This window comes from Sphingobium soli (assembly GCF_020782245.1).
In the GTDB taxonomy this organism is placed as follows: domain Bacteria; phylum Pseudomonadota; class Alphaproteobacteria; order Sphingomonadales; family Sphingomonadaceae; genus Sphingobium; species Sphingobium soli.
This window is the reverse complement of the sequence record NZ_JAJGNP010000024.1, coordinates 16,842-39,743: the sequence shown is the minus strand read 5'-3', so window position 1 is coordinate 39,743 and position 22,902 is coordinate 16,842. Positions and strand designations below refer to the sequence as shown.

Genomic DNA, 22,902 nt, shown 5'->3' with positions numbered 1-22,902 from the left:
CAGCAACAAGTAAGATCTCGCGCCGGCTATCTGGGCGAGCTTGGCGTAGGATTCCGCCCCCTCCCGCAAACGCCCCCTCGAACGCCGGCGTCCTCCAGGTGTTCGGGGTCAACGATCACGACAGCGCGAAACTGGTCTCCGATCTGCTCGGCCAGGAGACGGTCGTGTTCGAGACCATGAGCCGCGCGCTCGATGCGGAGGAATCCGGCCTGTCGTTCGGCACCCAGCATGTCGCGCGGCCCCTGCTCACCCCCGATGAGGTCCGCGCCATGCCGGCGAACCTCGAATTGCTGTTCCTCGCGGGGCAACGGCCGATCGTCGCCACCAAGCTCGCCTACTATGCCGATCGCGAGTTCGCGGGGAAGTTCGATCCGGCGTGATTGGACCCGCCGCGTTAGCAGCCACGGCGGGTCCGGCCGCGATCGTGCCGTTGGGCCGATCCGATATAACTGGTCTCGATTGTCCGCGCGACGGGTGATTGGCGAGGATCTAGCGTTTCAAAAATCGGCCACCTGGGAAGCCCGTAGAGCGGTATAGGCGGCTCGACCCTTCCACCCCATGGCGAACGGTCGGAATGCCGTCCAGCGGCCCGGAAATTGCGCCTGTGACGACATTTCCGCCTGCCCGCCCTCTCGGATGCGATCGCTGCCCTATCCACCTGGCTTTTCTGGAAAGCCAATTGCAACGGTGCTGTTGGCGTTGGCGCTGCGATAGGAGCGCAGCGTTTAAACTATCCCACTCTAATAAAAAGCGTGCCGGCGAAGTCGGCTCATCATGGGGATGCCGGGTGGGAGGATCGCAAAGCGATCCGGGGCGGCCGAAGGCCGCGAGCCGGCGGGGCGAAGCCCCAAGAGGCGGCGCTTTTCTCTTGTCGTGCGGCGGTGGGTGAACCACGACGCTGGCGAAGTTATCCACAGGCCGGCTAGTGTTAAAATATGGGTTTAGTGATGTGTTACGGAAATTGGCCTTGCCAGGAAAGGCTTGGAAATCCTCGGTTTTTTGGACCTAATTTGCCGCGCGGTGAATCCGCTCTGACGAAAAAGCGAATCCAGAGTGACGAAAAAGCGAATCCACTATGACGATAGTGCCTAGCCGTCCCAGCCCTCTCCAAGCGTAATCGAAATGACGATAGCGCGGCGGTGAATCTGAAATGACGATAATTCCGCTTGCGTTAGTGAAATGACGATAGTAGCCCTAGCGTTAGTGAAATGACGATAGACCCCTCCCCTTCCCTGTTTGATGCGCCGATCGCCGCGCCGCCTGAAAGCGACGATCGCACGCCGCTGCTGCCGGTGCGGCACCCCAACCAGGACTTGTTCATCTGCGACGTGCTGGACGCGATCCCGAAGGACGACATGGCCTCGATGGAGCATCCGGTGTTCTCGCTCTCGACCAAGCCTGACAACCGGACGCGGCGCTACGAGCATAACGGCAACGTCATCGAGATTATCCCTTCGGGCAAGGGCCTGGCGACGATCCACGACAAGGACATATTGATCTACTGCATCTCGCAGCTCGTCGCGAAGATGAACCAGGGCGAGCAGCCTAGCCGCACGGTGCGCCTGCAAGCCTATGACATGCTCGTCGCCACCAACCGGCAGACCAGCGGCGAAGGCTACCGGCTGATGGCCGACGCCCTCACCCGCCTTCGCGGAACCACGGTGCGGACCAACATTCAGACCGGCGGCGTCGAGGAAACGCGGATTTTTGGGCTGATCGAGGAAGCCAAGATCACGCGCAAGACGTTCGACGGCCGAATGCTCGATCTCGAAATCACCCTGTCGGATTGGGTCTATCGCTCGGTCATCAGCAAGAACGTCCTGACCCTCCACCGCGACTATTTCCGGCTCCGCAAGCCGTTCGAGCGGCGCATGTATGAGCTGGCGCGCAAGCATTGCGGGGTGAAGGACGAATGGAAGATCGGCCTGGAGCTGCTACAGAAGAAATGCGGCTCGAACAGCCCGGTCCGGGTGTTCCGGGCCTTGGTCAAGAAGGTCTGCGAGCATGACGCCGATCACGGCCATTTCCCCGACTATGCGGTGACGATGGACGATGACGTGATCCTGTTCCGCAACCGATCGGGCCTCAAGGGGAAGCCCGATCCGGTCGCCGTCGCCGACGATGCGCCCTATATCGACCCGGAAACCATGCACGACGCCAAGACCGCCGCGCCGGGATATGACGTTTACGCGCTCTATGACGAATGGGTGTCGTGGTGGCACGACATGGGCAAGCCCGAGCTGAAAAGCCCTGCCGGGGCCTTCCTCGGTTTCTGCAAGAAACGGCACGAGCGTAAGCCGCTGCGCTGATTTCCTGCCTCATGCGGGCAAGCGGTGTTGTTCACATGCTGTCATGTTTGCATGTGGTCATGTTCACTTGCCTACAGGACTTTCCCCCATCTTGCGCAGCCAGTCGTTGAACGCCTCGGCCATTGCGTCCTGCAAGCTCATGGAGTGCTTGCGCGCGGTCATGTGCATGGCGAACGACATTTCCGGGCTGAAATAGCCCGTCATGGCCTTCTTGCCCTGACGGCTCGGCGCAACCGGGCTGCTGGCGGTGCCTGGGCCGGTGCTGGCAGCGATCGGCGCGGCCGCCCTCCCCTCCGGCTCAGCCGTCGCCGGCGACGGCGCGGAATCGCGATCCCGCAATGCAAGCAATGATCCCTTCCGGCTGCTCATGCGCTGGCCCTCCGCTTCTTCGATGCTTGCATGTTTACATGCTCGCATGTCCACTTGTAAAGCTGGCGCACCTCGTCGGCCGCCTTGCCGTTCGGCTCGATCTCCATCGCGGTTTTCCCTTCGGCCGCTGCATGGCGGAAGGCGGCGCGATCGGCGATATGGTGCGGGCAGGCGTCCAGGCCGTAATCGCGCACGAGCTGCGCCGCTTCGTCATACATGCGCGGCGCGGTCGGGCTTCCCGCCGTGAAGATGACGAAAGCGGGCTTGCCGCGCATCTTCACAAGGCTGGCGGTGGTCTTGATCGCGGCCAGGTCGAACGCGCTGGGCCGGCAAGGGATCAACACGAGGTCGGCCGCCTCGACGGCGGCGCTCGCCGCGCTGTCGGCATGGGGCGGGGTGTCGATAACGATGAACGCCGCGCCCTGCGCCGTCGCCTGCTCGATCTTGGCGGCGAGGCGAGGGGGGGCACTGTCGATCACGACGGGCGGCGCGTCCTCGCGCCATGCCGCCCATTGGCTCGCCGTCGCCTGTGGGTCGAGGTCGATCACAAGGGCGGTATGCCCCGAATCCTCGGCGGCGGCGGCCAGATGCAGGGTGAGGGTGGTCTTGCCCGCGCCGCCCTTCTGACTGATGATCGCGATTGTTGGCATGTGAATATCCTTACATGACCGCATGTTTGCAAGTGGTCATAGCGCAAGCGGCCATCCGATAAAAGGGGAGGGGCGTCTAGCTGTCCTCGCCGCCCTCATCCTCGCTATCATCGTCCAGCGGCTCATGCTCCATCCGGCCGTGATCCTCGATCGGGCAAAGCGGTGCAGGGGGGCGTCCAGCGCCTCGAACAGCGGGGCCATGCCCACGGCCACCCGATTGAGCCAGCTTTCCCGGTTGTCCTGCGTCATCGTTTCTACTCCCTTCAAATCGCCTGACCGGAGATGGCCAGGCCATCGGCCGGACACGGACGCCCAAGAACGCCGGCAGGAGAGGGGGGAAGCGGGAATCGACGGGGTGGTGCGGCCGCAGCGCAGCGAGGCACGGCCGTCTATTGCCGTTGCTGGGGAGAGGGGGGCGGAACGCTCTCTCCCCACGCAAACGGACGACACGCCGGCGAAGGCCGGCACCATGACGTGAGATCCGCGCAGCGATCTCGCCCCCGCCATGTGGATCGTCACCTTGGGCCAAGACCGCTTGCGGGCTTGGGGAGCGCGAGCGACTAGAGCCACGGTGCCGCGCCAGCGGCAGGCGCATGATCGCCGCCTTGTTTTCAATAGCACTAAGTGCTAGATATTATCTATGAGCGATACCGAAGCGACCGCACGAACTTTCAAGACCGCGTGGTTCGCCAAGGCAGCGCGCAAGGCTCGCATTTCGGACGACGAACTATGCGAGGCCATCCGGGAAGTGACGAAAAGGCAGGCCGACGACCTGGGCGGCGGCGTGTTCAAGAAGCGGCTGAACAAGAACAGGCATAGGAGCATTATTCTCGCAAAAGGACGGCGTTTCTGGGTTTACGCTTATCTGTTCGCCAAGAAGGACCGAGCCAATATTGATGAATCCGAATTGCGGGCCTTTCGTGATCTTGCCGATCTCTATGCCCGAAAGACGGACGATCAGATTGAGCTGGAGCTGGAAGCCCGCGAGATAGTGGAGATATGCACATGACCGCCAAGAGTAAGTTCAAGAGCGATGCTTTCGAGGCGATCCATAGCGCCGCCGCTGGCATGTATCGCGTCGGGGTGATCGACAAGGCCACCATGCGTCATTTCGATGAAAGCTGCCTGACCAAGCCGCCGGCGATCGAGCCGGAGGAAATCAAGCGGCTGCGCGAGCGCAACAAGGTCAGTCAGCCGGTGTTCGCCCGCTACCTCAACACCAGCGAAAGCACGGTGGAGAAGTGGGAAACCGGGGCCAAGAAACCCAGCGGCGCGGCGCTCAAGCTGCTGTCGATCGTGGAAAAGCACGGCATCCAGATTCTTGCCTGATCGCCCATTGTCGCACGCCATGAGAGCCATATTCATCCGCCACGGCGAAAGCACCGGCAACGCCGGCGTGCCCTGCACCGATCTGGCGACGATCGAGCTGACGGAGCGCGGCCACGAACAGGCGCGTCAGGTCGCGGCGAGCTGGGCCGAAGCGCCCGCGCTCATCGTTACCTCGCCCTACACCCGCACCCGGCAGACCGCCGCGCCGACGATCGCGCGTTTCCCCGACGCGCCGGTGGAGACGTGGCCGATAGAAGAGTTCACCTATCTGCAACCGGCGCGCTGGAACGGCACGCGCAGCGCCGAGAGGATGCCGCACCTCGAACGCTATTGGAGCGCGGCCGATCCCGATTATTGCGATGGGGAAGGGGCGGAGAGCTTCGGCACCTTGCTACGGCGCTGCGAGGCGGCGCTGACGCGCCTCGCGGCGATGCCTACGGACTCGCTGGTCTATGTGTTCGGGCATGGGCAGTTCATCCAGGCCGCGCGCGCAATCGTCGCCGACGCCCATTTGGACGACCGGGCCAAGATGCTCGGGTTCTGGCGCAAGGGCGAGCCACCCGCGATCGGCAACGCGGAGCGGATAGAATTTAGCTGGGCTAAGGATAGTTGGAAATGCATGGCGGCACTGAGCGCGTAGTCGTTCCCTTGGCCGCAACATTGCCTATCAGGGCGATCCTCTCACGAAACAACCGACATGCCGGTAGGCTCGGGCACCCAACGTCCGCCCTTGCGGACAAGGCGGAACTGCATCCCGTAGGCCCCGAGATTCCCGAACACAGCAGTCGCCCAAAAGGTCAGCACGCCTCGACGGTCCCGAGATTCGACTTTCACGGTGTAGAGGATCGCTTCGGCCTTGGTCGCAGTTACAAATGGATAGACATCAGCCCTACATTGGGCGGCCGGGAAAGCGGGGAGGCGTAGCAACTCGGCCAACCGCCTGATCGTCGCTTCTGGCGCGTCCTTCACAGCGCCATCGGCAAGCCCCTGCATCCCGACACAAATCGCGCGCTTGCTTTCTCCTGGTCGCGCGAGCGCGACCGCCGCGTCGAACATCGCATCTATCTGCGCATCGTCTAGGCCGCTGGTGTCGGGTGTCCCCGGAAAGGCAACCACCACGCTCCTATCAGGAGTAGGATCGGGAGCCGGCAGCGGATGAGGCGATTCCGGTGCGTCTGCTTGCTCGGGGGGTCGACTAACGGGAGATAGATCGCCCCTCGGCCCGCAGGCCGCAAGCCCAAGAACAGCCCCAAGAACAACGCACGCAAAAGCGATGCGGTCATGGCAATACAAACAGACCTCCATTGCGCCAGTGCGCGACGCGCCACACCCTCAAAGCAACAACGCCAATCCTGCCTGGCTGCCGTCAGCAAAAGTAATGATGAGCCGCTGGCCTTCGCGCCTCCAGCTCCGAGCCTCTTTCATTTTGTCCCAGAACCGGTCTCCGAACTCGACACTGGCGCGATCAACGCAGCGTTGAAGTGTCGTGATGAAGGCGGCTTCCGTCTCATGGAATATTCGGCCGTCCGGGGTCCACCTGGCCGACCCGTTGACGCCGGCGCATGCGGACGTGCCATAAAACCAACCCTTCCGACTGAACGTCATGGTCGCGGCCGGATTAGGCCCATCCGGTGCCCGCCGCCCATCCAGCTCGCGCAACGTCCAGGTCGTGCCGGTTATGGCTTCCGGCACGACAAAGGGGCCGCCGCAACCCTCATGCCGCTCATTGTCCGCTTCAAAGATTACCCTATCGCGAAGCGCCCCGCTCCCGCTGCATTTTCTACCTCGCTCAACTATTACCGTGGCCTCGCCAGCCTTCACGCTGATTGCCCCGGCCAGTTCCTCGGGTTTGATGTTCGCCTGCCGCCATCCTCGGCCGCCAGGTTCGCGGTAGATCATTCGATCACCGAAGATCACGCCACGCCAGCCTGGCTCTCCTTCCTCATCCGGTCCGGTGAAGGCGTAGGTGCCAGAAATATCGGGCGACGCCCTCGGCATCTCTGGCGCAGTGCAACCGAACAAGGCGTCACCTCAAGGTTTGTTCGCCAGACAACGATTTCTCGGACATAAGCGGAACATGGGCTACGCTACACGCTTCAACCGCGCCATTGGCTCGTTGAGTGGGTGGAATTCACCTGCTGGAAGTCGCCTGGCCTGCTCCCAGAGGTAATCGCCGGTCAGACTGATGTGCGCCCAGCCCATCGGAGAAAGGTGCGCAAGCAGTGCCGCATCGAACGTCGTGCCGACAGCGTTGAGGTGCTGGGCGGCCCGGTCGAGATAGACCGTGTTCCAGTAGGAAATCGCCGCAATCAGCAGGTTCAGCCCAGATGCGCGAAATTCCTGATTTTCCAGCGAGCGATCGGTGAACCGACCCTGCCGGTTGGTATAGATGGCGGCGGCAAGCGTGTGCCTCGCCTCGCCTTTGTTGAGACCGGCCTGACAGGCACGTCGCAGTTCCGGTTGTTCAAGCCAATCGAGCGTGAACAAAGTGCGCTCGATACGGCCCAGTTCAGCCAATGCAAAATCCAGCCTGTTCTGGCGTTTGTAGGCGGCAAGTTTTCGCAAGATTACTGACGGCGCCACCGTGCCATCCTTGATTGAGGCGACAATCCTGACGATGTCATCCCAATCGGCCTCGATCGCTGCCGTTTTGATGGTGCGGCCCATCAGATTTTCGATGCCCTTGTATGTCGATGGCGCAGCGATCGAACCCAGCTTGCGGTCGCCAATATCGCGCAGCCGGGGCGCGAAGCGGAACCCGAGTAGGTGGCAGAGTGCGAAAACATGATCGGTGGCGCCGCCGGTATCGGTATAGTGCTCATGCAACGGAAGGTTGCCGGCGCCCAGGACAAGCCCGTCGAGCACGTAAGGCGCTTCACCTGCCGTCGCGGACATGATCCGTGATCCGAATGATGCGAAGTGATCGGAAAGGTGAGAATAGATTTTCACGCCAGGTTCGGCGCCATATTTGGCATTGACGTCCGCCGCCCCTGAACGGCTCCGCCCCGACCGGAAGAACTGGCCATCGGACGACGAACTGGTGCCAGCGCCCCAATGCCGCGCGAAGGGTAATTCGTGATGGGCTGAGATGATCATGGCCAGCGCGGCCTGATAGTTCTCGGGTGAAAGATACCAGTTGTGGGTCCATGCGAGTTGGGCATAGCTGACGCCTTCGCTGGCATTGGCCATCCGCTCCAGCCCGAGGTTGGTGCCATCAGCCAGAATTGCGGCGAGTACCGTGCTGGGGTTGTCGTGCTCCTTGCCTGAGCGCAGGTCACGGAATGCGTTCAAAAAACCAGTGCGTTCGGCGACTTCAAGCAGCAGCTCGGTGATGCGCACGCGGGGAAGCAGGGTATCGAGCTTGCGATCGAGGGCTTCAGCTTCCGGTGGGGTGACAGGCGGCATTTGCTGAAGCTTGAGCCGGTCTCGTTCGAGCGACACTCCCTCAAGCTTGTTTGTTTTCAACTGCTTGGCAAATCGGCGCAGCCGCCAGTCAAGATTTCGTGCCCGGTCAGCGAGGTAGGATGCAGCATTTGAATCGAACGGAAGCACATCCGCCACTTTGGCGGCATCGCGCCGACCCAGCAAATAGGCATCGAAGCGCTGATAGTTGCGGGTTCCCTCGATCCATACATCACCGGCGCGCAAACGATCACGCAAGGTTGCCATGATCGCAATTTCATAACGTCGGCGGTCGATACGGCCGCTTTCGGTGATGAGACGCTTCCACTGCCGATTGGGGAATGGCAGTGGAACGCCATCGGGAAGGTCGCGCGACTTTCGTGTGTTCGCATCGCGAATGACATCGATGGCTTTGATCAGTGCCGTCCCTGTTCCAGACGCCTTGAAGGTGAAGGCGTCCAGAAATGCCGGGCTGAAACGCCGTAGCGTGGCGTAACGCTCGGTTGCCGTTACCAGTGCGTCCTCGCCGGCAAGATCAGCAAGGGCATCTACTTGGGCCTTTGCCGCAACAAGCCGGTGCCAGCCCACCGCTTCGTCAATCAATTCGAGCGGATCGCCGCCATTCTGGACAGCCTCATCAAGTGCTGTAATCGTGGCGCCAAACAGCCGCATGAGTTGCCCCACCGACTGAATACTATCTTGGTAGCGACGCTCGCGCCCACGCCGCGCGCGCGTGAACATGCCGCCGATAAGTCGGTCAAACATTTGGATCGCGGCATCGGCAAGTCTGGCCTCAAGGTCGATCACTGCGGCCGTCAACGTCGCCCGCCTGCGATTGACGCTGTAATCCGAAAGCAGGAATGCCGGTGCCACGCCGCCCTCGCGGACAAATTGGGCAAAGCGGAATTCCGGAATGGCGCCCCCAACTACCGGGTGGATACCTATGCCGCGAACATAGCGCAGGCGCTCAAGCAAGCCATTGATATTGGCCGCAGTCGGGGCTTCTTCGAAATTACGCAACCACGCCAGCGGTGTCATGCCGAAATCCGGGTTGTTGATTACGAGTTCGTCTAGCCGTGTCAGTTCAGCAGAGCTGAGGCCTTCGACGATTGCGGCTGCGGCAGCTTTGCGTGCGCGTGCCCGGCCAGCAAGACCGGCGCGTTCCAGTGTGTCGCCTGACGGAAGAATGAACCGCTCACCCTTCAGGCCAACCATGAGGGCGCGAACAATCGGTTCACCTCTGTCTGTATACTCGGCGGCTTGCGCGGCAAGATTCAGGGCAAGTGCCAGGTCGCCGCGTCGAAACGGGCGTATGCCAAGATAACGCGCCACGAGATCGGCATGATCGGTACGGGTTTGCGCGCGCTGACCATATGCAGAGAAGGAGGAAGGATCGACGAATAACTGTGCCGCGAGGTACTGAAGAATGACGTCGGGAAGCCCGATCTCGGGTTGCAGACCAAAGCCGGGATGTCGCATCAAAGCGATTTGTGCAGCCAGACCGAGGCGATTTGCTGGACCATAGCGGCGCCCAACCAATTCAACATCTTCCGCAGAAAGGGTATAATGCCCAATGATCGCGGTTTCTTGGACAGGAGGATCGAACAGGCGCCGGCGCTCGTCTCCGGTCAGAAGTCGGCGTCGTGCCATTTTGCTCTCCCGCTGAGGCGAATAACAAAATTGACACCAAAGCGGCTTGCACTGGAGGGAGGCCATTCGTTGCCGGTTGATCCCCGAGCAATCACCCGGCGCAGCAAGACAGTTTGGCGACATCCTTATCAAACGTTTGGGCCGCCAGTTTGAGGCCTTCCACAGTGGTCAGGTAAGGAAATATCGTTGCACCCAATTCCAGGGTGGTCATGCCGTGTTTGATCGCCAGCACCAGTGTCTGGATCGAATCCGCGCCTTCGGGTGCCATGATCTGGCCGCCCAGCAAACGGTCGTTCGCCTTGTCGGCAATCAGTTTGATGAGACCCCGCGTATCGCGTGCTGCCAGTGCCCTTGGCACAGCATCGAGCGGGAGCAGCGAAACCTTGATGTCCAGGCCTTGCGCCCGTGCTGTCGTTTCAGTGAGGCCGGCGCTGGCGACTTGCGGGTCGGTGAAGACGACGGATGGCATGGAGGAATTGTCGTAGCGGTATTGGTTGCCCGTCACCGCGTTGCGCGCGGCCAGTTTTGCGCCATAGGCGGCCATGTAGACGAACTGGTCCCGTCCCGTTACATCGCCCGCCGCGTAAATGCCTGGAACCGACGTTTCGAGGTGGTCATCGACGACGATTCCACCATTACGGGCAAGCACTATGCCGCGCTCCTCCAGCCCAAGCCCGTCGCTATTGGGTCGGCGTCCGGTGGCGATGAGCACCTGTTCCGCCGCGACGGTGTCACAATGCCCCTCGCAGGTCAATTCGACCCCGCTCTGTGTTTGGGCGATACGCTGATAGCCGACACCTGCGCAAACCCGCACGCCCTCGGCTTCCAAATAGTTTTTCAGCGCGGCACTCACTTCCGGGTCCATTTCGGGGAGCAGGCGGCTTCGGCAGCAGATGGTGACATCAACGCCCAGACGCGAAAACATCTGTCCCAGTTCTACCCCGATCACCCCGCCACCGATCACCAGCAGCGATTTGGGCAAGCGATCCAGCGCCAGCGCCGATGTGCTGGTTAGGTAGGGCACGCTGTCCATCCCCGGAATCGGCGGCACGGCGGCGTGCGCACCCATCGCCAATATGACCTTGCCGACCTTCATGGGCGCATCGCCGACAATCAGCGCACCATCGGCAAAGCGTGCCTTGCCCTCGATATAGCTCACACCGTCATAGGCGGGCAGCAGATCGACATATTTTTTTTGGCGCAGCGTCGTGACAAGATCGTCCTTCGACGCCGCCAATACGGACCAGTCATCCATCTGGACAGCGCCCCCAAGGCCGGGAAAGCGCGCGGCGGCAAGCCCACCATGCACCGCTTCGGCGGCGCGGATCAGCGTCTTGGAAGGAACGCAGCCAACATTGACACAGGTGCCGCCAATCGTGCCGTGACCGACGAGCGCCACTTTCGCGCCCAGATCGGCAGCGGCGATCGCGGCGGAGAACCCGGCAGAACCCGCGCCGATGACGGCCACGTCAAATCCTTCCTGCCCGGGGCGGTTGCAACAGTCGTTCATTGCTTATCGCTTTCTTGAGGCGCTGGCGGCGCCCCGCTCAGTTTTGAATAGCGCGCGCCGGATAACCCGCGTTGGTTGATGCAGCGGCAATCGCAGCAGCATTGGTGCGGCGCGGGTTATAGGTTGCGCGCGCGGTCTTGGCTGCGAAATCGACCGTGACCGCCGTTACCCCGGCGACGCCTTCCATCGCCTTCTTCACGGTGATCGGGCAGGTGGCGCAGGTCATGTTCTCTATGGCAAAGGTGGTTTGCTTCTGAGCGGTTGCGGTAGCCGCGGGGCGATCTTGCGCCGTGCCACTAACTGCATAGGCGACCCCGCCGCCAGCCATAGCCAGCACGGCCATAGCGATACATACTGTCTTTTTCATGGGTATTTCCTTTCAATAGAACCAGGGTGCCCACCAGTCGATGGTGAGCGCCAGGATGGCGACGGCAAGGCCCAGCCACAGCACCGCCTTGGTGGTCCAAGCCGATTGTGGACGAGCGCAGTAGGAACCGTCTTCACAGGGCTGTTTCGGCTTGAAATAGACATGCCAGAAGCCGTAGCCGAGCAGCGCGAGCGTTACGCCTGCGACATAGGGCTTGTAAGGTTCGAGCGTCGTCAGGTTGGCGATCCACGCGCCGGAAATTCCGAGCATAACCAACAGTAGCGGGACGACGCAGCAAGCCGAGGCGAGCCCCGCGCCGATCAATGCGCCCGCCGCAACCCAGTTTGCCTGCTTCGGCTCGTGGTTTTCGGTGAGGGCTGGCTGTCCCGCTTCCGGCGTTGAGACCATGGCTTGAATCCCTTGTTCCAACTGAGTGATTCGCAGTGTAGGCTCTGTAGCCACTACAGACTCAAGAGGTATTTTCATGGAGCAACAGGTCGGCATCTTGCGTGCCCAGCTTGCCCGGAAAACAGGCTGCAATCTCGAAACCATCCGCTATTACGAGAAGGTGGGATTGCTGCCGGGGCCGCCTCGCAGTTCCAACGGCTACCGCGTCTATTCGCCGGAACTGGTGCAAAGGTTGCAGTTCATCCTGCGCGCGCGCGACCTTGGCTATGCAATGGATGAGATACGGTCATTGTTGTCGCTCACCGATACCGGTGCACAAACCTGCGCGGAGGTTATGGCGAGAACCGAACTCCACCTTGAAGATGTCCGCCGCCGCATTGCAGATTTGCAGAAGATAGAGGTGACGCTGGCGACCACGTTAGCCAGATGCACTGGAGATGACGTTGCCGAATGTCCCATCCTGGAAGCACTCCAGTTTTTACCCCATCAAGGCAATTGACGCCATCTTTGAGGGATTTGATTTTGTGATGTCAGCTTGGAGTATAGCCTAACCGGACGTCAGGATGCAGCGGCGGTTTCTGTCAGGATAGGGTTATGGCAAGCATTTATTGACGCATGTTCCGCCGTGTCATAGAATTCAACCTGACATTTTGACCGGAGGCGGCGATGAAAGGCCAGAGGATCGGTTACGTCCGGGTGAGCACATTCGATCAGAATGTCGATCGCCAGTTGGACGGGCAGTCGCTCGACCGGATTTTCACCGACAAGGCATCGGGCAAGGACATCAACCGCCCCGAACTCGATGCCATGCTCGCCTTCGCCCGCGAGGGTGACACCGTCGTGGTCCACAGCATGGATCGATTGGCGCGTAATCTCGACGATCTGCGCAAACTGGTTCAGTCCCTCACCAAAAGAGGCGTCCGGATCGAGTTCGTGAAGGAAAGCCTGGCCTTCTCGGGCGAGGATTCCCCGATGGCCAACCTGATGCTCTCGGTCATGGGTGCGTTCGCCGAATTCGAGCGCGCCCTGATCCGGGAGCGGCAGCGCGAAGGCATTGCGGTCGCCAGACAACGCGGTGCTTATCGCGGGCGGAAACGTTCCCTCTCCGACGAAATAGTCGCCGAGCTGCACCGCCGTGTTGATGACGGCGAGCGCAAGGCCGTCATCGCCCGTGACCTGGGGATCAGTCGCGAAACCCTCTACCAGTATCTCCGCGCTGCCACCTGAGCCGGTTTCACCCAGCCTCGCTCACCCTTAGGCTTGTCTGATTGATACGACCAATGTCACGTCTCTTGAATTGCTTGAATCATATCAATGAGGATTGGAGGTCTCCTTCGTCAAACGAATGGCAAGAACGCGACCGATTGCCGCTGCGGCGACTGGCTGGACGGCGCTTGGCGGAAATGGTGCAACCGAACTAGCATTGATCTCGCAAAGCGCATAGGAGCCATCGCTGATGGCTTCACCAGGGCGAAATAGGAAGTCGGCGTCCCAAAGAAGCGGAAGATCGTGGTCGGCGATCGACAGCAACCTTTGCATCTCTGGAATCCAGCGATCCTCCATCGCTTTCCGTAAGGCTGCGAAGCGCGTCACCTCCGGTCCGAACATGGCGCGGCCCATCGGCTGTGGGGTTGACGACGTTGTATCAATGGCCGTTGGCGTCATCAGCGCAGTGATCAGGTTGTGCCCAAAGCCAACCACTCGGTGCCCGCACACGTAGCAGCGGACCATGCCCTCGGACGACTGCGGCTGATAAGCCTGATCGATCAGCACGCCGCCGTCGTTTAGAAACGGCACCCACCTTTCCAAGCACTCGGCTAGGCTGATGCGCTCCGATTTGCTTCCTTGGCGGGCCTCTTGAACTTTCACCGACGTTTTCAAAGCCGGAGCGTTTCCCGCTTCGTCTAGTTGGACACGCCATACATTCCTGCCGCCGTTGCCGTAGTTCGGCTTCAGCACGCGCGGGCCTGCGGCAAGATGTTCGGGGAAACGAGCGCGAAGGCCTTCAGCGTCCACGTATCGATCGACATCGCTGCCCCATTCCATGGATCGCGTTGTGTAGAGCACTTCCTTGACGCCGATTTTGGCGATCACGTCAGGATGCGCGCTGACGACAACGCCGCACCCCGCGACTTCGCGCAGCATTGGATCGAGCTGCGAGCGGTCGCCTGAAATGTCCAACGGATTCACCCAGACCAGCACTGTGTCGCACGACAGCAGCTCGTCCCGAATCTCGCGAACCGCCTCGTCCCTGTACAGTACAGGCCTTGCGGTCGCCCCGAGCGCCCGCAAGGCCTGCATTATCGGCCACTGCCGGGCTTCATGAAAGCGATGCGTCCACTCGGCTGCTTGCCCACGCCAAAGAAGAGCGATGTTCGGGCCGGATGTCATTGTTGCATCTCCCCATCGGACCTGTCCCCTTTGTGGTCGCGAACTCAGGTGTCGCGCAGCAGTGGGTGTTAAGCCACGGCGGTCGGGTTCAGCCGCCGCCGCGCAAAGCCGCGGCATAGCGCCGGTCGACCACTTCCCAGTCGATGTTGCGGAAGAAGGCGTCGACATATTTGGCGGCGGCGGTGCCGTAATCCATGTGGAAACTGTGCTCGTACATATCGAGCGCGAGCAGCGGCACGCCGGCAATCGCACCGTGCATATGATCCCACGCCCAATGGTTGTGCAGCGAGCGCGTGTGGAGATTGTAGACGAGCACGCACCAGCCCGATCCGCCGGCAAGGCTCATCCCGGTACGGCGGAAGTCGGCTTCCCAGCGGTCGAACGAGCCGAACGCCGCGCCCAGCGCGTCGCGGATGGAACCGGCTGCCTGGCCGTTGCCGCCGAGCCCGTCGAAATAGACCTCATGGAGCACCACCGAGCCGGTGCGGTGCAGCTCCTCGCGCTTCAATCCGCCATAGACCACCGGCGGCAGGTCCGTGTCAGCGAGCGCGGCGGCAAGTCGTGTCTCGATCATATTCAGGGCCTTGACCGAGCCCGCATAATTGTTCTCGTGGTGCGATGTGATCAGCCTTTCGGAGAGGCCGTGAAGCCTGGCGGGATTGAACCTGAGCGGCTTGACCTGATGATTTCCGGCAAAGGCGGGGACAGCCGCCGGCGCTGCGGCCGGCGTCTGCGCAGAGGCTTCGTTGATAGTCATGGCGGCGGCTCCGATGCCAAGAGTTGCGATTGCACTGCGTCGGGAAAGATGGTCGATCGTCACGCGTCACTCCTTCAGATGATCATTACATATGCGGCCCCGAGGACCGAGCAGACGCCGAGCACCGGCAGCATGCCGGCCTTGAACCGGAACATGGCGAGTATCGCACCCACCGCGAGCGCCAGCGCCGGCCAGTTGACGGACGTTAGGACTGGGAGATCGATGGTGCCGGCTGCGAACGGCACTTCGCGGACTTGCTCGAACAGAGTGTGGATACCAAACCAGACCGCCAGATTGAGGATCACGCCGACCACTGCGGCGGTGATCGCCGAAAGCGCGGCCGACAATGCGCGGTTGCCGCGCAGCCGCTCGATGAATGGCGCGCCGGCGAAGATCCACAGGAAGCATGGCAGGAAGGTAACCCAGGTGGTGAGGATTGCGCCGAAGGTCGCGGCGACGAGCGGCGGCAGCCCGGTCGCTTCGCGGAAGGCCGCGAGGAAGCCGACGAACTGCGTCACCATGATCAGCGGCCCGGGCGTGGTCTCGGCCATGCCGAGCCCGTCGAGCATCTCGCCGGGCTGGAGCCAGCCATAGGTCTCGACTGCCTCCTGCGCGACATAGGCGAGCACCGCATAGGCGCCGCCGAAGGTCATCACCGCCATCTGGCTGAAGAAGGTGGCGATGCGGCTGAACACGTCGTCGGGGCCGAACGCGAACAGCAGCGCTGCGACCGGCCCGAGCCAGAGCAGCAGCAGGACGCCGGAGATGCGCAGCGACCAAGAGAGGTTCGGCCGGGCATGGTCGGGAAGGCCCTCGCCAAGAGCGGTGTCGCGGTCGTGGATTATCTCAGCGCCGGCGGGACCATGTCCGCCGCCGCCCTTGAATGCGGCGTAACCAGCGCGGCCACTGAAGAAGCCGATCAGCGCGGCGGCAAGCACGATCAGCGGGAAGGGCACGTCGAGCACGAAGATCGCGACGAACGCCAGCGCGGCAAAACCGCGCATGACGTTGTTCTTCAAGGCACGCGAACCCACCCGGACCACCGCCTGTAGCACCACCGCCAGCACGGCGGCCTTCAATCCGAAGAACAATCCCTCGACCAGCGGCACTTCGCCGAGCAGCACATAGACATAGCTGAGCCCTAAAATCGCGAGGAAGCCGGGCAGCACGAATAGCGCGCCCGCGACCAGGCCCCCCTTGGTCTTATGGAGCAACCAGCCAATATAGACAGCTAGCTGTTGCGCTTCAGGGCCGGGCAGCAGCATGCAATAGTTGAGCGCGTGGAGGAACCGCTCCTCGCCGATCCAGCGCTTCTCCTCGACCAGGATGCGATGCATCACCGCTATCTGGCCCGCCGGTCCGCCGAAGCTGAGCAGCGCGACCCTGATCCAGACGCGCACCGCCTCGCCAAAGCTGATGCCGTGCTCGTGCAGCGTCTCGACTGCGATTTCAGCGCGTGCGCTGGCCTCCATCTTTAGTCCTCTTTTCGCCGGGTGAAGTGAGCATAGAATCCGTCGAGCGCGGTCGATCCGCGCGCGATCCGCTCCTCGTCGTCGTCGGTGCCGGCACAGATGCCGGCGATAAGCGCGCTCACTCCCGGAGTTTCCGGGCGCTCGAACCGAGCATCGGCAATATCAAGGTCGTGAACAATTTCGCCGAGCGCCCGCAGCGCGGGGTCGGTCTCGAGACCGGTGAGGAACACCAAGGTCTCGAAGGAGCAGCGGTCGCCTTCGTGGGTGAACTCAGCGTCCGCCATGTCGAACCTCAGTTCGTCAGGCTCCGGCACATATCCTTTGCCCTCGACGAACTTGAAGCTCGCCTCGGGGTCGATGAAGCGGCGAATGAGCCAGGCGGACGCGATGCGATCGACATGGACATGGCGGCGCGTCACCCAAACGCGGCGCTTTAGCTCCGCCGGGGTCAGCTCGGGCGCACCGGGGCCGCTCACATCGGGATGTTGGTGAGAGCGGCGGTCCGCCTCGGTGATGGCGGCCTGTGCCGCCTGCCGACCATGCGCACCGAAAAAGTCGATCGCGGCGACCTCGTTCAGGCGTTTGCGCAGGCGGCCCACATCCGCCGCCGCGACATACTCGCCCTCACACAGCGCGCGCGCCTCGCGTGCCAACTCCTCATAGTCGGCGTCACGCGCAGCGTCGAACACTCCGCGCAGCTCCGCATCGCCCATGCCGCCGACAAGGCGCGCTTCGAGGATCAGCGCCTCGCCGCCATTTTCGGTGATCTCGCGATGCAGTTCTTCGAACAGCGCGCGCGTGTCCTCGCGATTGGGGAGCGCATGGACGGCGTTCTTGAGCGGCGCGGCCCCGATCGCCTGCAAACGCCGCCAGACCTTCACCCGCAAATAGGCAGGCTTAGCCGGAAGCTGCGGGATCAGGAGCAACCAAGGGGAAGCTTGTGTGTTTGTCATAGTTGTATCGTCACTAGCCTACAAGTGTAAGGGTTGCATCACAAGCCTCATGAGCATAGGACTGCTTATCCCGAAGAAAGAAACCGGAGCGCAATGTCGCGGCTCGCCGGCGGCGCGCTCGCATGACGTGAGGCTTTCCGTGTCGAGTGCGCTGATGAAGGATCAATTATGCTGAAAAAGACCATCGCCTTGGGATTCGCCAGCCTCCTGCTGGCAAGCCCGGCATGGGCAGCGCCGGACTGGTCGGCTGTCGACCGGGCGATAGGACGAGCGGGGGCCGAACAGCCGGGGGGCGTTCACCGCTACAGCTTCCCGCGTTCGGACCTGAGCGTCACGCTGGATGGGGTGACGATCAAGCCCTCCCTCGCGCTCGGCTCTTGGGCGGCGTTTCAGCCGATGGGCGACGAGGCGATGGTGATGGGCGATCTCGTGCTGACCCACGACGAGGTGAACCCCGTTTTGAGCCGCCTGCTCGCAAGCGGTTTTACGATCACCGCGCTCCACAATCACCTGCTCCGCTCTTCGCCTGCGACCATGTACATGCACATTGCCGGCCACGGCGACCCGGTGAAGCTCGCGGCCGCGCTCCGGCAAGCGCTATCAGCCAGTCGGACCCCGCTCGCCGCGCCGCAATCGCCTTCGGCCAGCGCAGCCGCATCGCGGCTCGACCTCGATGTGGCCGCGCTCAACCGGTTGATGGGCGGTGAGGGCAAGACGGCCGGTGGCATCCTCCAATACAGCTTTCCGCGCGCCGAGCGGCTGATGGACGGCGATATGGAGACTCCGCCGACGATGGGCACGGCGACCGCGATCAACTTTCAGCCAACCGGGGACGGCCGAGCCGCCATCACCGGCGATTTCGTACTTGTCGCAAACGAGGTCGATCCGGTCCTGCGCGTGCTGCGGACGAACGGGATCGAGGTCACGGCGCTGCATAATCATATGCTAAACGACGAGCCGCGGCTGTTCTTCATGCACTTCTGGGCCAACGACGACGCAGCCAAGCTCGCCCGTGGGCTGCGCGCGGCGCTCGACAGGATGAACAATCAGAGGAGTTGAACTCGGACGACGGCTCATTGGGCCGTAACCGCCGCCCGCCCGACCCCACGGCCCTTATGCAGGAAGTGGAATGGAACATGGCTAGCAAACGAACTCTCACTGTTGTCGCAGGCGTGGGCGCGGCCGCGCTGGCGATCGCGGGCGTGGCGATCGCGCAAAACCACGAGGCGAACGAAAACCGGATAATCGGCAAGCACAGCGAACGAGACATCCCGCTTGCTCAGGTGCCCGAGGCCGCGATGAACGCGGCACGCGCGCAACTCGCGTCAATAAGCAAAGCGGAGCAAGTCACCCGAAAGGCGGACGGAAGCACGCTCTATGAAATCAAGGGCAAGAACAGCGACGGAAAGACGATCGAACTGTTCGTCACGCCCGAAGGCCAGGTGCTCGGCCGCGAATGATGGATCAGCACGGGGCGCCGGCCGTCGAGGGCCGTGCGCCCCTTCCGAAATGATACTGCGGAATAGGAGACGAAAATGCGGCCAAGGCGATGGATATTGTTATGCGCCGCTTTGGCCGCCCTGCCTGATAGTGCGATCGGCCAAACCGAACCCGCGTCGGCGACGGGCTCGGCGTTGTTCGTAAGCTGTCAAGCGAATGAGCCGCGATGCGGCGCTTACCTCCAAGGCGTGCTCGACATGATGATCGTCGCGCGAAAAGCGGAATGCCGCGCTCCACGCTATGACCGATCGGCGCTGCGCGCGGCATATTTACGCTGGGCGGAGCAGAATAGCTATTTTATGAGTGTTCATATGGTGGCCGGAGCTGAACGCTCGTTAGCGAAGGCTTGGCCATGTCAGTAGCATCGTACCCCGCGGCGTAGCCTGCCCGGCGGCTGCCTTTGAGGGCAGGCGGAGCGTCCGCCTGGCGGTGAATTCCGCCAGCTCAACGATTCCATGTCGCGCCTCAAGCTCGCTAATTAGCCGATGTTCGCATTATGTCTGCCAAATCGTTGTCTGGCGCACAAACCTTGAGGTGACGCCAAGGAGCGGCCCGGCACCGTGTTCCTGTGCCTCCCACCGGATCGGCTCGATACCTATGCCCGCTGGCTGCGGCTGCTGGTCGCGCAGGCTGTCACCGACATGGCCCGCTCCCCTGCCCGGCCAACAAGCCCCGTGCTGTTCCTGCTCGATGAGTTCGCGGCGCTAGGCCGACTGGAGCCGGTGGAGCGCGCGATGGGCCTGATGGCCGGCTATGGCCTCCAGCTCTGGCCGATCCTCCAGGACATGCACCAGCTCCGCGCCCTCTATGGCGAGCGCGCGGGCACCTTCCTGTCCAATGCCGGGGTGATCCAGACGTTCGGGGTCAACGATCATGCCACCGCGGACATGCTCTCGCGCACGATCGGCGACACGACGCTGGAATATGCGACCCTCAGCACGTCACGCGGCACTGGCTGGGGCGACAATCGCGCCGGTCCCTCGGAAAGCGTCAGCACGCATGTCACGGCGCGGCGGCTCGTCACGCCGGACGAAATCATGCGGATGCCGGCCGACACGCTGCTGCTGCTGCGCCAAGGCGAACGTCCGCTCTGGGCCAGCAAGGTCCGCTACTATGACCAGCGCGAGTTCGCCGGCCTGTTCGATCCGGCGTGATCGCACACACTCGTCCCGAGAAGTTGAGCGGTGAGCTTTGGGATAGCGCCTTACCACCCTCTCCACTGGCGGAACGCTGAAGGCACACACTGCCAGTTTCGCCTGGCTTCTCCCGGAAGCCCTGCGGCCGTTAGGCCGCTCTGGTGACGGCGCTAGCCGGCACGGATCAAAGGCGCATTGGCCCTACGGCCAATTCCGGTTGTCCTTCTTAGGTCACGGGTTTGCGTACACCCTGACGTTAAGAGATTCTGTTAAAGAGGAATTGTTAAACAAGTTAAGCCGCCCAAAAAGCGGAATCTTGCTTTGTTTATCAGCTGCTTGCTGGACCGCCCGGTGGGTGAAACCCCGTGATTCGGTGTGTGATACCCCGATAGTGCGGTGGGTGATACCCCGACGCCAAGGTGGGTGAAACCCCGAGACTCTGGAGCCGAAAAGGGGCCTCACGCGCCAGTTATCCACAGCCTGGCAGGTGGCTCCGGCATCGCCCGAAGCATGTCAGGGTTCAGGCGGCATCGCTGGCTGGTGGGTGAAACCCCGATAGTTGGGCCTGCGGTGTGTGAAACCCCGATAGTCAGCGGCGGCCGGCAAGCCGATCCATCTGTGCATCGACTTCCTCGGCGCGCTTGCGCTCGGCGTCGAAACGGGCCCGCCGTTCCTCCTCGGCGCGCATCCTCTCGGCGAGTGCCAGTGCCTCGGCCTCGCCGCGGAGCCTGAAGCGCACGGCCGGGCTTTTGTCCATCGTCTCGGTCAGCTCCATCGCATAGTCGGGGAGCTGGTCGGCCTCGATCACCCGCCGGAGCATCCGGTTGAACTCCTTAGGCTGGGCGTCGCTGCCGGTCTTGTCGCGAAGCACCTCGACCCGGCACGTCCACCCGCCGCGCTGCGTGCCGGCGTGCTTACGCGCGATACGATAGAGCGCCCGCTCCAGCCCTCCGGAGAGCAGGAAATAATCGGGGTGCATGGTGAGCAGCGACTTCTCATTGACGATGCCCTCATAGACCCAATCTGAGAGGGTCAGCGTCATGCCGCGCGGCTGTTCCGTCTCGGCGTCGGTGTCGAAGGTCCAGCTGTCGAGCCAGTTGAAGCCGGCCTTCTGCCGGCGCTTTGTCGCGCGGATTGAAGTCGTGATGGAAGTTGTCTGTAGCCGGAGGAGCGCGGCTTGCAGCTCCTGATAGTCCCTGCCCCCTGTGCTACGCTTGATCGCTCGCAGCAGGTCATAGGGCGTAGTCGTCAGCGTGCGGGGCAGATCGTTCAGCCCCTGCTGCTTCATGCGGTTGAGCGTGGACGCGGCCCATATCAGGATATCAGCATCCCAGATCGTGGCCATGCCGTAGTCGGGGATGGCCTGGACGCGCACCCAGGCATCGCCATCCGGGCTGCGATACTCGATCGGCTTCAGCCGCTTGCGCTTCTGGAGCGAGAAGAACGGGCGCTCCATGACCTCCCGCTGGTCCTTGAGCGGAAGATCGCCAAGCGCCGGAATGAACAGGTCGAACTCGGGATTGGGATCGCGCCGCTTGCTCACGGCGCGAACCTGGTGTGTCCCCGCTGGACCAGATACTGGCGCAGCAACCGCTCGGTGATGACGGTAAGGGGCTCCCCGCCCTCCTCGACGCTGAGCTGGCGCAGCGTGCGATGCATGTCTTCGGGAATGTGGATTAGTACCGGCTTCTTGCCGGGATGGCTGCTGCGTCGGGCAGGTGCTGCCGGGGCCGGCGTGTCGGCCGCACGCCGCGACCGACGCGGGGCGGCAGGCTGCGGTGCGGGAGTTGCATCGGCAACGGGAGTTGGTGCCGGTGCCGGTGCCGGTGCCTCGGGCTCGTCATCGAAGATGCCGGCGAGCGCGGAAGTTTTCTTCGCCATCATCCAACCTCGCTTACTTGCTTAGTCGCAAATCCGCTTAGTCGCTTAGCCTCGTTATAGGCGGCACGCAACTCGGCCGCTGCCTTGCTATCTGGGTCCGTCTCGGCCGCCGTTCTGCCGAGCGGTGTGGCCTTGTAGAAATCTTTGCGGAAATGGAGGCGGCTATCGAACATCGTCACGCCCTTCGCCGTGAAGCCGGCATGGGCCTCCTGCCCCTCCCCGCCCTGATGCGGAACCTGCGTCAGTATGACAGCGAACGGCGTGCCTGCCTGCTGCACCTGTTTGACGGTCTGCAACACCGAATGAACGTCCAGCCCTCGCGGCGCGACGGGGATGATGACGAAATCCGCCTGTTCGGCCGCGAGCATGGCAATGTCCTTGGAGTTCGCCGGCGTGTCGATGATAATGAGGTCGATCTTGCCGCTGCTGCGCCCGCGCGAGACGTGGAGCGGCAAGCCGGCGACGCTACTGTCCTTCACCATCACGTCGTCGTCGTCGCGGCGTTCCGACCAGTAGAGCGCCGATCCTTGGCGGTCGTCGGCATCGAGGATAACGACCGACGCCCCCTCTCGCGCCGCCTCGACGGCGAATCCGGTCGAAAGGGTGGTTTTGGATTGCCCCCCCTTCTGCGCAATCACGGCCCAGACCTGCATAAAGACTCCTACTAAGCGCTTAAGCGATTTATACCGCTTAAGCGCTTAGTTCAAGATCATCGTTTAATCGCTTAGTGCCTTGGCACGAAGGGCCAGCTGAGTGATATTCACCAGGATCGAAAACGAAGCTGCGTTAAGGTTCAGCGGCAGCCGAAAGCACGAAGT

25 protein-coding genes and 1 pseudogene are annotated in these 22,902 nt (G+C 62.3%); 11 read left to right on the top strand and 15 right to left on the bottom strand.

Translation table 11 applies throughout. The features are described 5' to 3' along the window. Positions 1-14: 14 nt before the first annotated feature. Entirely contained in the window at positions 15-380 is a 366-nt protein-coding gene (locus LL253_RS18520) for a type IV secretory system conjugative DNA transfer family protein (protein ID WP_456115077.1), read from the top strand. Between the two features lie 828 nt (positions 381-1,208). Beyond that, positions 1,209-2,309: a replication initiator protein A gene (locus tag LL253_RS18515; protein ID WP_228228111.1), complete on the top strand. Its 1,101-nt coding sequence runs from the start codon at positions 1,209-1,211 to the stop codon at positions 2,307-2,309. A 63-nt stretch (positions 2,310-2,372) separates the two neighbouring features. On the opposite strand, the gene LL253_RS18510 is transcribed toward LL253_RS18515, so the two are convergent. Together LL253_RS18510 and parA are read right to left on the bottom strand one after the other, a co-directional pair. After that, positions 2,373-2,678, bottom strand: a complete 306-nt coding sequence (locus LL253_RS18510; RefSeq protein ID WP_228228110.1) for a ribbon-helix-helix domain-containing protein — start codon at positions 2,676-2,678, stop codon at positions 2,373-2,375. After that, entirely contained in the window at positions 2,675-3,328 is a 654-nt protein-coding gene (parA, locus tag LL253_RS18505) for a ParA family partition ATPase (RefSeq protein WP_228228109.1), read from the bottom strand. The genes LL253_RS18510 and parA overlap by 4 nt, the downstream gene beginning before the upstream one ends. 640 nt (positions 3,329-3,968) lie before the next feature. On the opposite strand from parA, the gene LL253_RS18500 reads away from it, so the two are divergent. Genes LL253_RS18500 through LL253_RS18490 form a run of 3 tightly spaced genes read left to right on the top strand, consistent with a single transcriptional unit; the run spans position 3,969 to position 5,297 of the window. After that, positions 3,969-4,337, top strand: a complete 369-nt coding sequence (locus LL253_RS18500) for a type II toxin-antitoxin system RelE/ParE family toxin (RefSeq protein WP_228228108.1) — start codon at positions 3,969-3,971, stop codon at positions 4,335-4,337. Beyond that, a complete protein-coding gene (locus tag LL253_RS18495) occupies positions 4,334-4,657 on the top strand; it encodes a helix-turn-helix domain-containing protein (protein ID WP_066861321.1) in 324 nt (107 codons plus the stop codon). Before LL253_RS18500 ends, LL253_RS18495 begins: the two co-directional genes overlap by 4 nt. A 19-nt stretch (positions 4,658-4,676) precedes the next feature. Then, positions 4,677-5,297 (top strand): histidine phosphatase family protein, encoded by a 621-nt coding sequence (locus LL253_RS18490; protein WP_228228107.1) that lies wholly within the window; start codon positions 4,677-4,679, stop codon positions 5,295-5,297. Between the two features lie 41 nt (positions 5,298-5,338). Here LL253_RS18490 and LL253_RS18485 read toward each other — a convergent pair whose 3' ends face one another. From LL253_RS18485 to LL253_RS18460, 6 genes are all read right to left on the bottom strand, one after another. Beyond that, positions 5,339-5,713: a hypothetical protein gene (locus tag LL253_RS18485; RefSeq protein WP_228228106.1), complete on the bottom strand. Its 375-nt coding sequence runs from the start codon at positions 5,711-5,713 to the stop codon at positions 5,339-5,341. 276 nt (positions 5,714-5,989) lie between these two features. Continuing rightward, positions 5,990-6,574 carry an META domain-containing protein gene (locus LL253_RS18480; RefSeq protein WP_228228105.1) on the bottom strand — a complete coding sequence of 195 codons (585 nt, stop codon included), beginning with the start codon at positions 6,572-6,574 and terminating at the stop codon, positions 5,990-5,992. A gap of 165 nt (positions 6,575-6,739) precedes the next feature. Then, positions 6,740-9,709: a Tn3 family transposase gene (locus LL253_RS18475; protein ID WP_014072601.1), complete on the bottom strand. Its 2,970-nt coding sequence runs from the start codon at positions 9,707-9,709 to the stop codon at positions 6,740-6,742. A 91-nt stretch (positions 9,710-9,800) separates the two neighbouring features. Further along, positions 9,801-11,177 (bottom strand): mercury(II) reductase, encoded by a 1,377-nt coding sequence (merA, locus tag LL253_RS18470; protein ID WP_021222959.1) that lies wholly within the window; start codon positions 11,175-11,177, stop codon positions 9,801-9,803. A gap of 79 nt (positions 11,178-11,256) precedes the next feature. Further along, the gene (locus tag LL253_RS18465) at positions 11,257-11,586 is read right to left on the bottom strand and encodes a heavy-metal-associated domain-containing protein (RefSeq protein WP_004213249.1); all 330 of its coding nucleotides are present in this window, start codon (positions 11,584-11,586) and stop codon (positions 11,257-11,259) included. A gap of 12 nt (positions 11,587-11,598) precedes the next feature. Then, positions 11,599-11,994: a mercuric transporter MerT family protein gene (locus LL253_RS18460; protein WP_228228104.1), complete on the bottom strand. Its 396-nt coding sequence runs from the start codon at positions 11,992-11,994 to the stop codon at positions 11,599-11,601. Positions 11,995-12,070: 76 nt separating this feature from the next. On the opposite strand from LL253_RS18460, the gene LL253_RS18455 reads away from it, so the two are divergent. Together LL253_RS18455 and LL253_RS18450 are read left to right on the top strand one after the other, a co-directional pair. Next, on the top strand, positions 12,071-12,493 hold the full coding sequence (locus LL253_RS18455) for a MerR family transcriptional regulator (protein WP_014072603.1): 423 nt from the start codon (positions 12,071-12,073) through the stop codon (positions 12,491-12,493). Positions 12,494-12,660: 167 nt separating this feature from the next. Then, a complete protein-coding gene (locus tag LL253_RS18450; protein WP_046765576.1) occupies positions 12,661-13,221 on the top strand; it encodes a recombinase family protein in 561 nt (186 codons plus the stop codon). Between the two features lie 84 nt (positions 13,222-13,305). On the opposite strand, the gene LL253_RS18445 is transcribed toward LL253_RS18450, so the two are convergent. The 4 genes from LL253_RS18445 to LL253_RS18430 form a co-directional block, all read right to left on the bottom strand. Beyond that, complete coding sequence (locus LL253_RS18445) at positions 13,306-14,385, bottom strand: Cj0069 family protein (protein ID WP_184106684.1); 1,080 nt, start codon at positions 14,383-14,385, stop codon at positions 13,306-13,308. An 88-nt stretch (positions 14,386-14,473) separates the two neighbouring features. Continuing rightward, positions 14,474-15,142, bottom strand: a complete 669-nt coding sequence (locus LL253_RS18440; protein ID WP_017184236.1) for a superoxide dismutase — start codon at positions 15,140-15,142, stop codon at positions 14,474-14,476. Between the two features lie 74 nt (positions 15,143-15,216). Beyond that, positions 15,217-16,614 carry a chromate efflux transporter gene (chrA, locus tag LL253_RS18435; protein ID WP_122129123.1) on the bottom strand — a complete coding sequence of 466 codons (1,398 nt, stop codon included), beginning with the start codon at positions 16,612-16,614 and terminating at the stop codon, positions 15,217-15,219. A gap of 2 nt (positions 16,615-16,616) precedes the next feature. Then, on the bottom strand, positions 16,617-17,540 hold the full coding sequence (locus LL253_RS18430; RefSeq protein ID WP_008603798.1) for a chromate resistance protein ChrB domain-containing protein: 924 nt from the start codon (positions 17,538-17,540) through the stop codon (positions 16,617-16,619). 195 nt (positions 17,541-17,735) lie between these two features. On the opposite strand from LL253_RS18430, the gene LL253_RS18425 reads away from it, so the two are divergent. The 4 genes and pseudogenes from LL253_RS18425 to LL253_RS18415 form a co-directional block, all read left to right on the top strand. Continuing rightward, positions 17,736-18,626, top strand: a complete 891-nt coding sequence (locus LL253_RS18425; protein WP_008603797.1) for a DUF1259 domain-containing protein — start codon at positions 17,736-17,738, stop codon at positions 18,624-18,626. Next, positions 18,623-19,027 carry a PepSY domain-containing protein gene (locus tag LL253_RS18420; protein ID WP_228165648.1) on the top strand — a complete coding sequence of 135 codons (405 nt, stop codon included), beginning with the start codon at positions 18,623-18,625 and terminating at the stop codon, positions 19,025-19,027. Before LL253_RS18425 ends, LL253_RS18420 begins: the two co-directional genes overlap by 4 nt. Positions 19,028-19,102: 75 nt before the next feature. After that, a complete protein-coding gene (locus LL253_RS20045; RefSeq protein WP_223178489.1) occupies positions 19,103-19,429 on the top strand; it encodes a Rap1a/Tai family immunity protein in 327 nt (108 codons plus the stop codon). A 174-nt stretch (positions 19,430-19,603) separates the two neighbouring features. Then, a pseudogene (locus LL253_RS18415) lies at positions 19,604-20,221 on the top strand (type IV secretory system conjugative DNA transfer family protein); the annotation flags it as partial. Between the two features lie 571 nt (positions 20,222-20,792). Here the strand turns inward: LL253_RS18415 and LL253_RS18410 are convergent. Genes LL253_RS18410 through LL253_RS18400 form a run of 3 tightly spaced genes read right to left on the bottom strand, consistent with a single transcriptional unit; the run spans position 20,793 to position 22,737 of the window. Then, complete coding sequence (locus tag LL253_RS18410) at positions 20,793-21,746, bottom strand: replication initiator protein A (RefSeq protein ID WP_228228103.1); 954 nt, start codon at positions 21,744-21,746, stop codon at positions 20,793-20,795. Next, positions 21,743-22,084 (bottom strand): hypothetical protein, encoded by a 342-nt coding sequence (locus LL253_RS18405; RefSeq protein WP_228228102.1) that lies wholly within the window; start codon positions 22,082-22,084, stop codon positions 21,743-21,745. The genes LL253_RS18410 and LL253_RS18405 overlap by 4 nt, the downstream gene beginning before the upstream one ends. Beyond that, complete coding sequence (locus tag LL253_RS18400) at positions 22,084-22,737, bottom strand: ParA family protein (RefSeq protein ID WP_228228101.1); 654 nt, start codon at positions 22,735-22,737, stop codon at positions 22,084-22,086. Before LL253_RS18400 ends, LL253_RS18405 begins: the two co-directional genes overlap by 1 nt. Between the last annotated feature and the right edge of the window lie 165 nt (positions 22,738-22,902).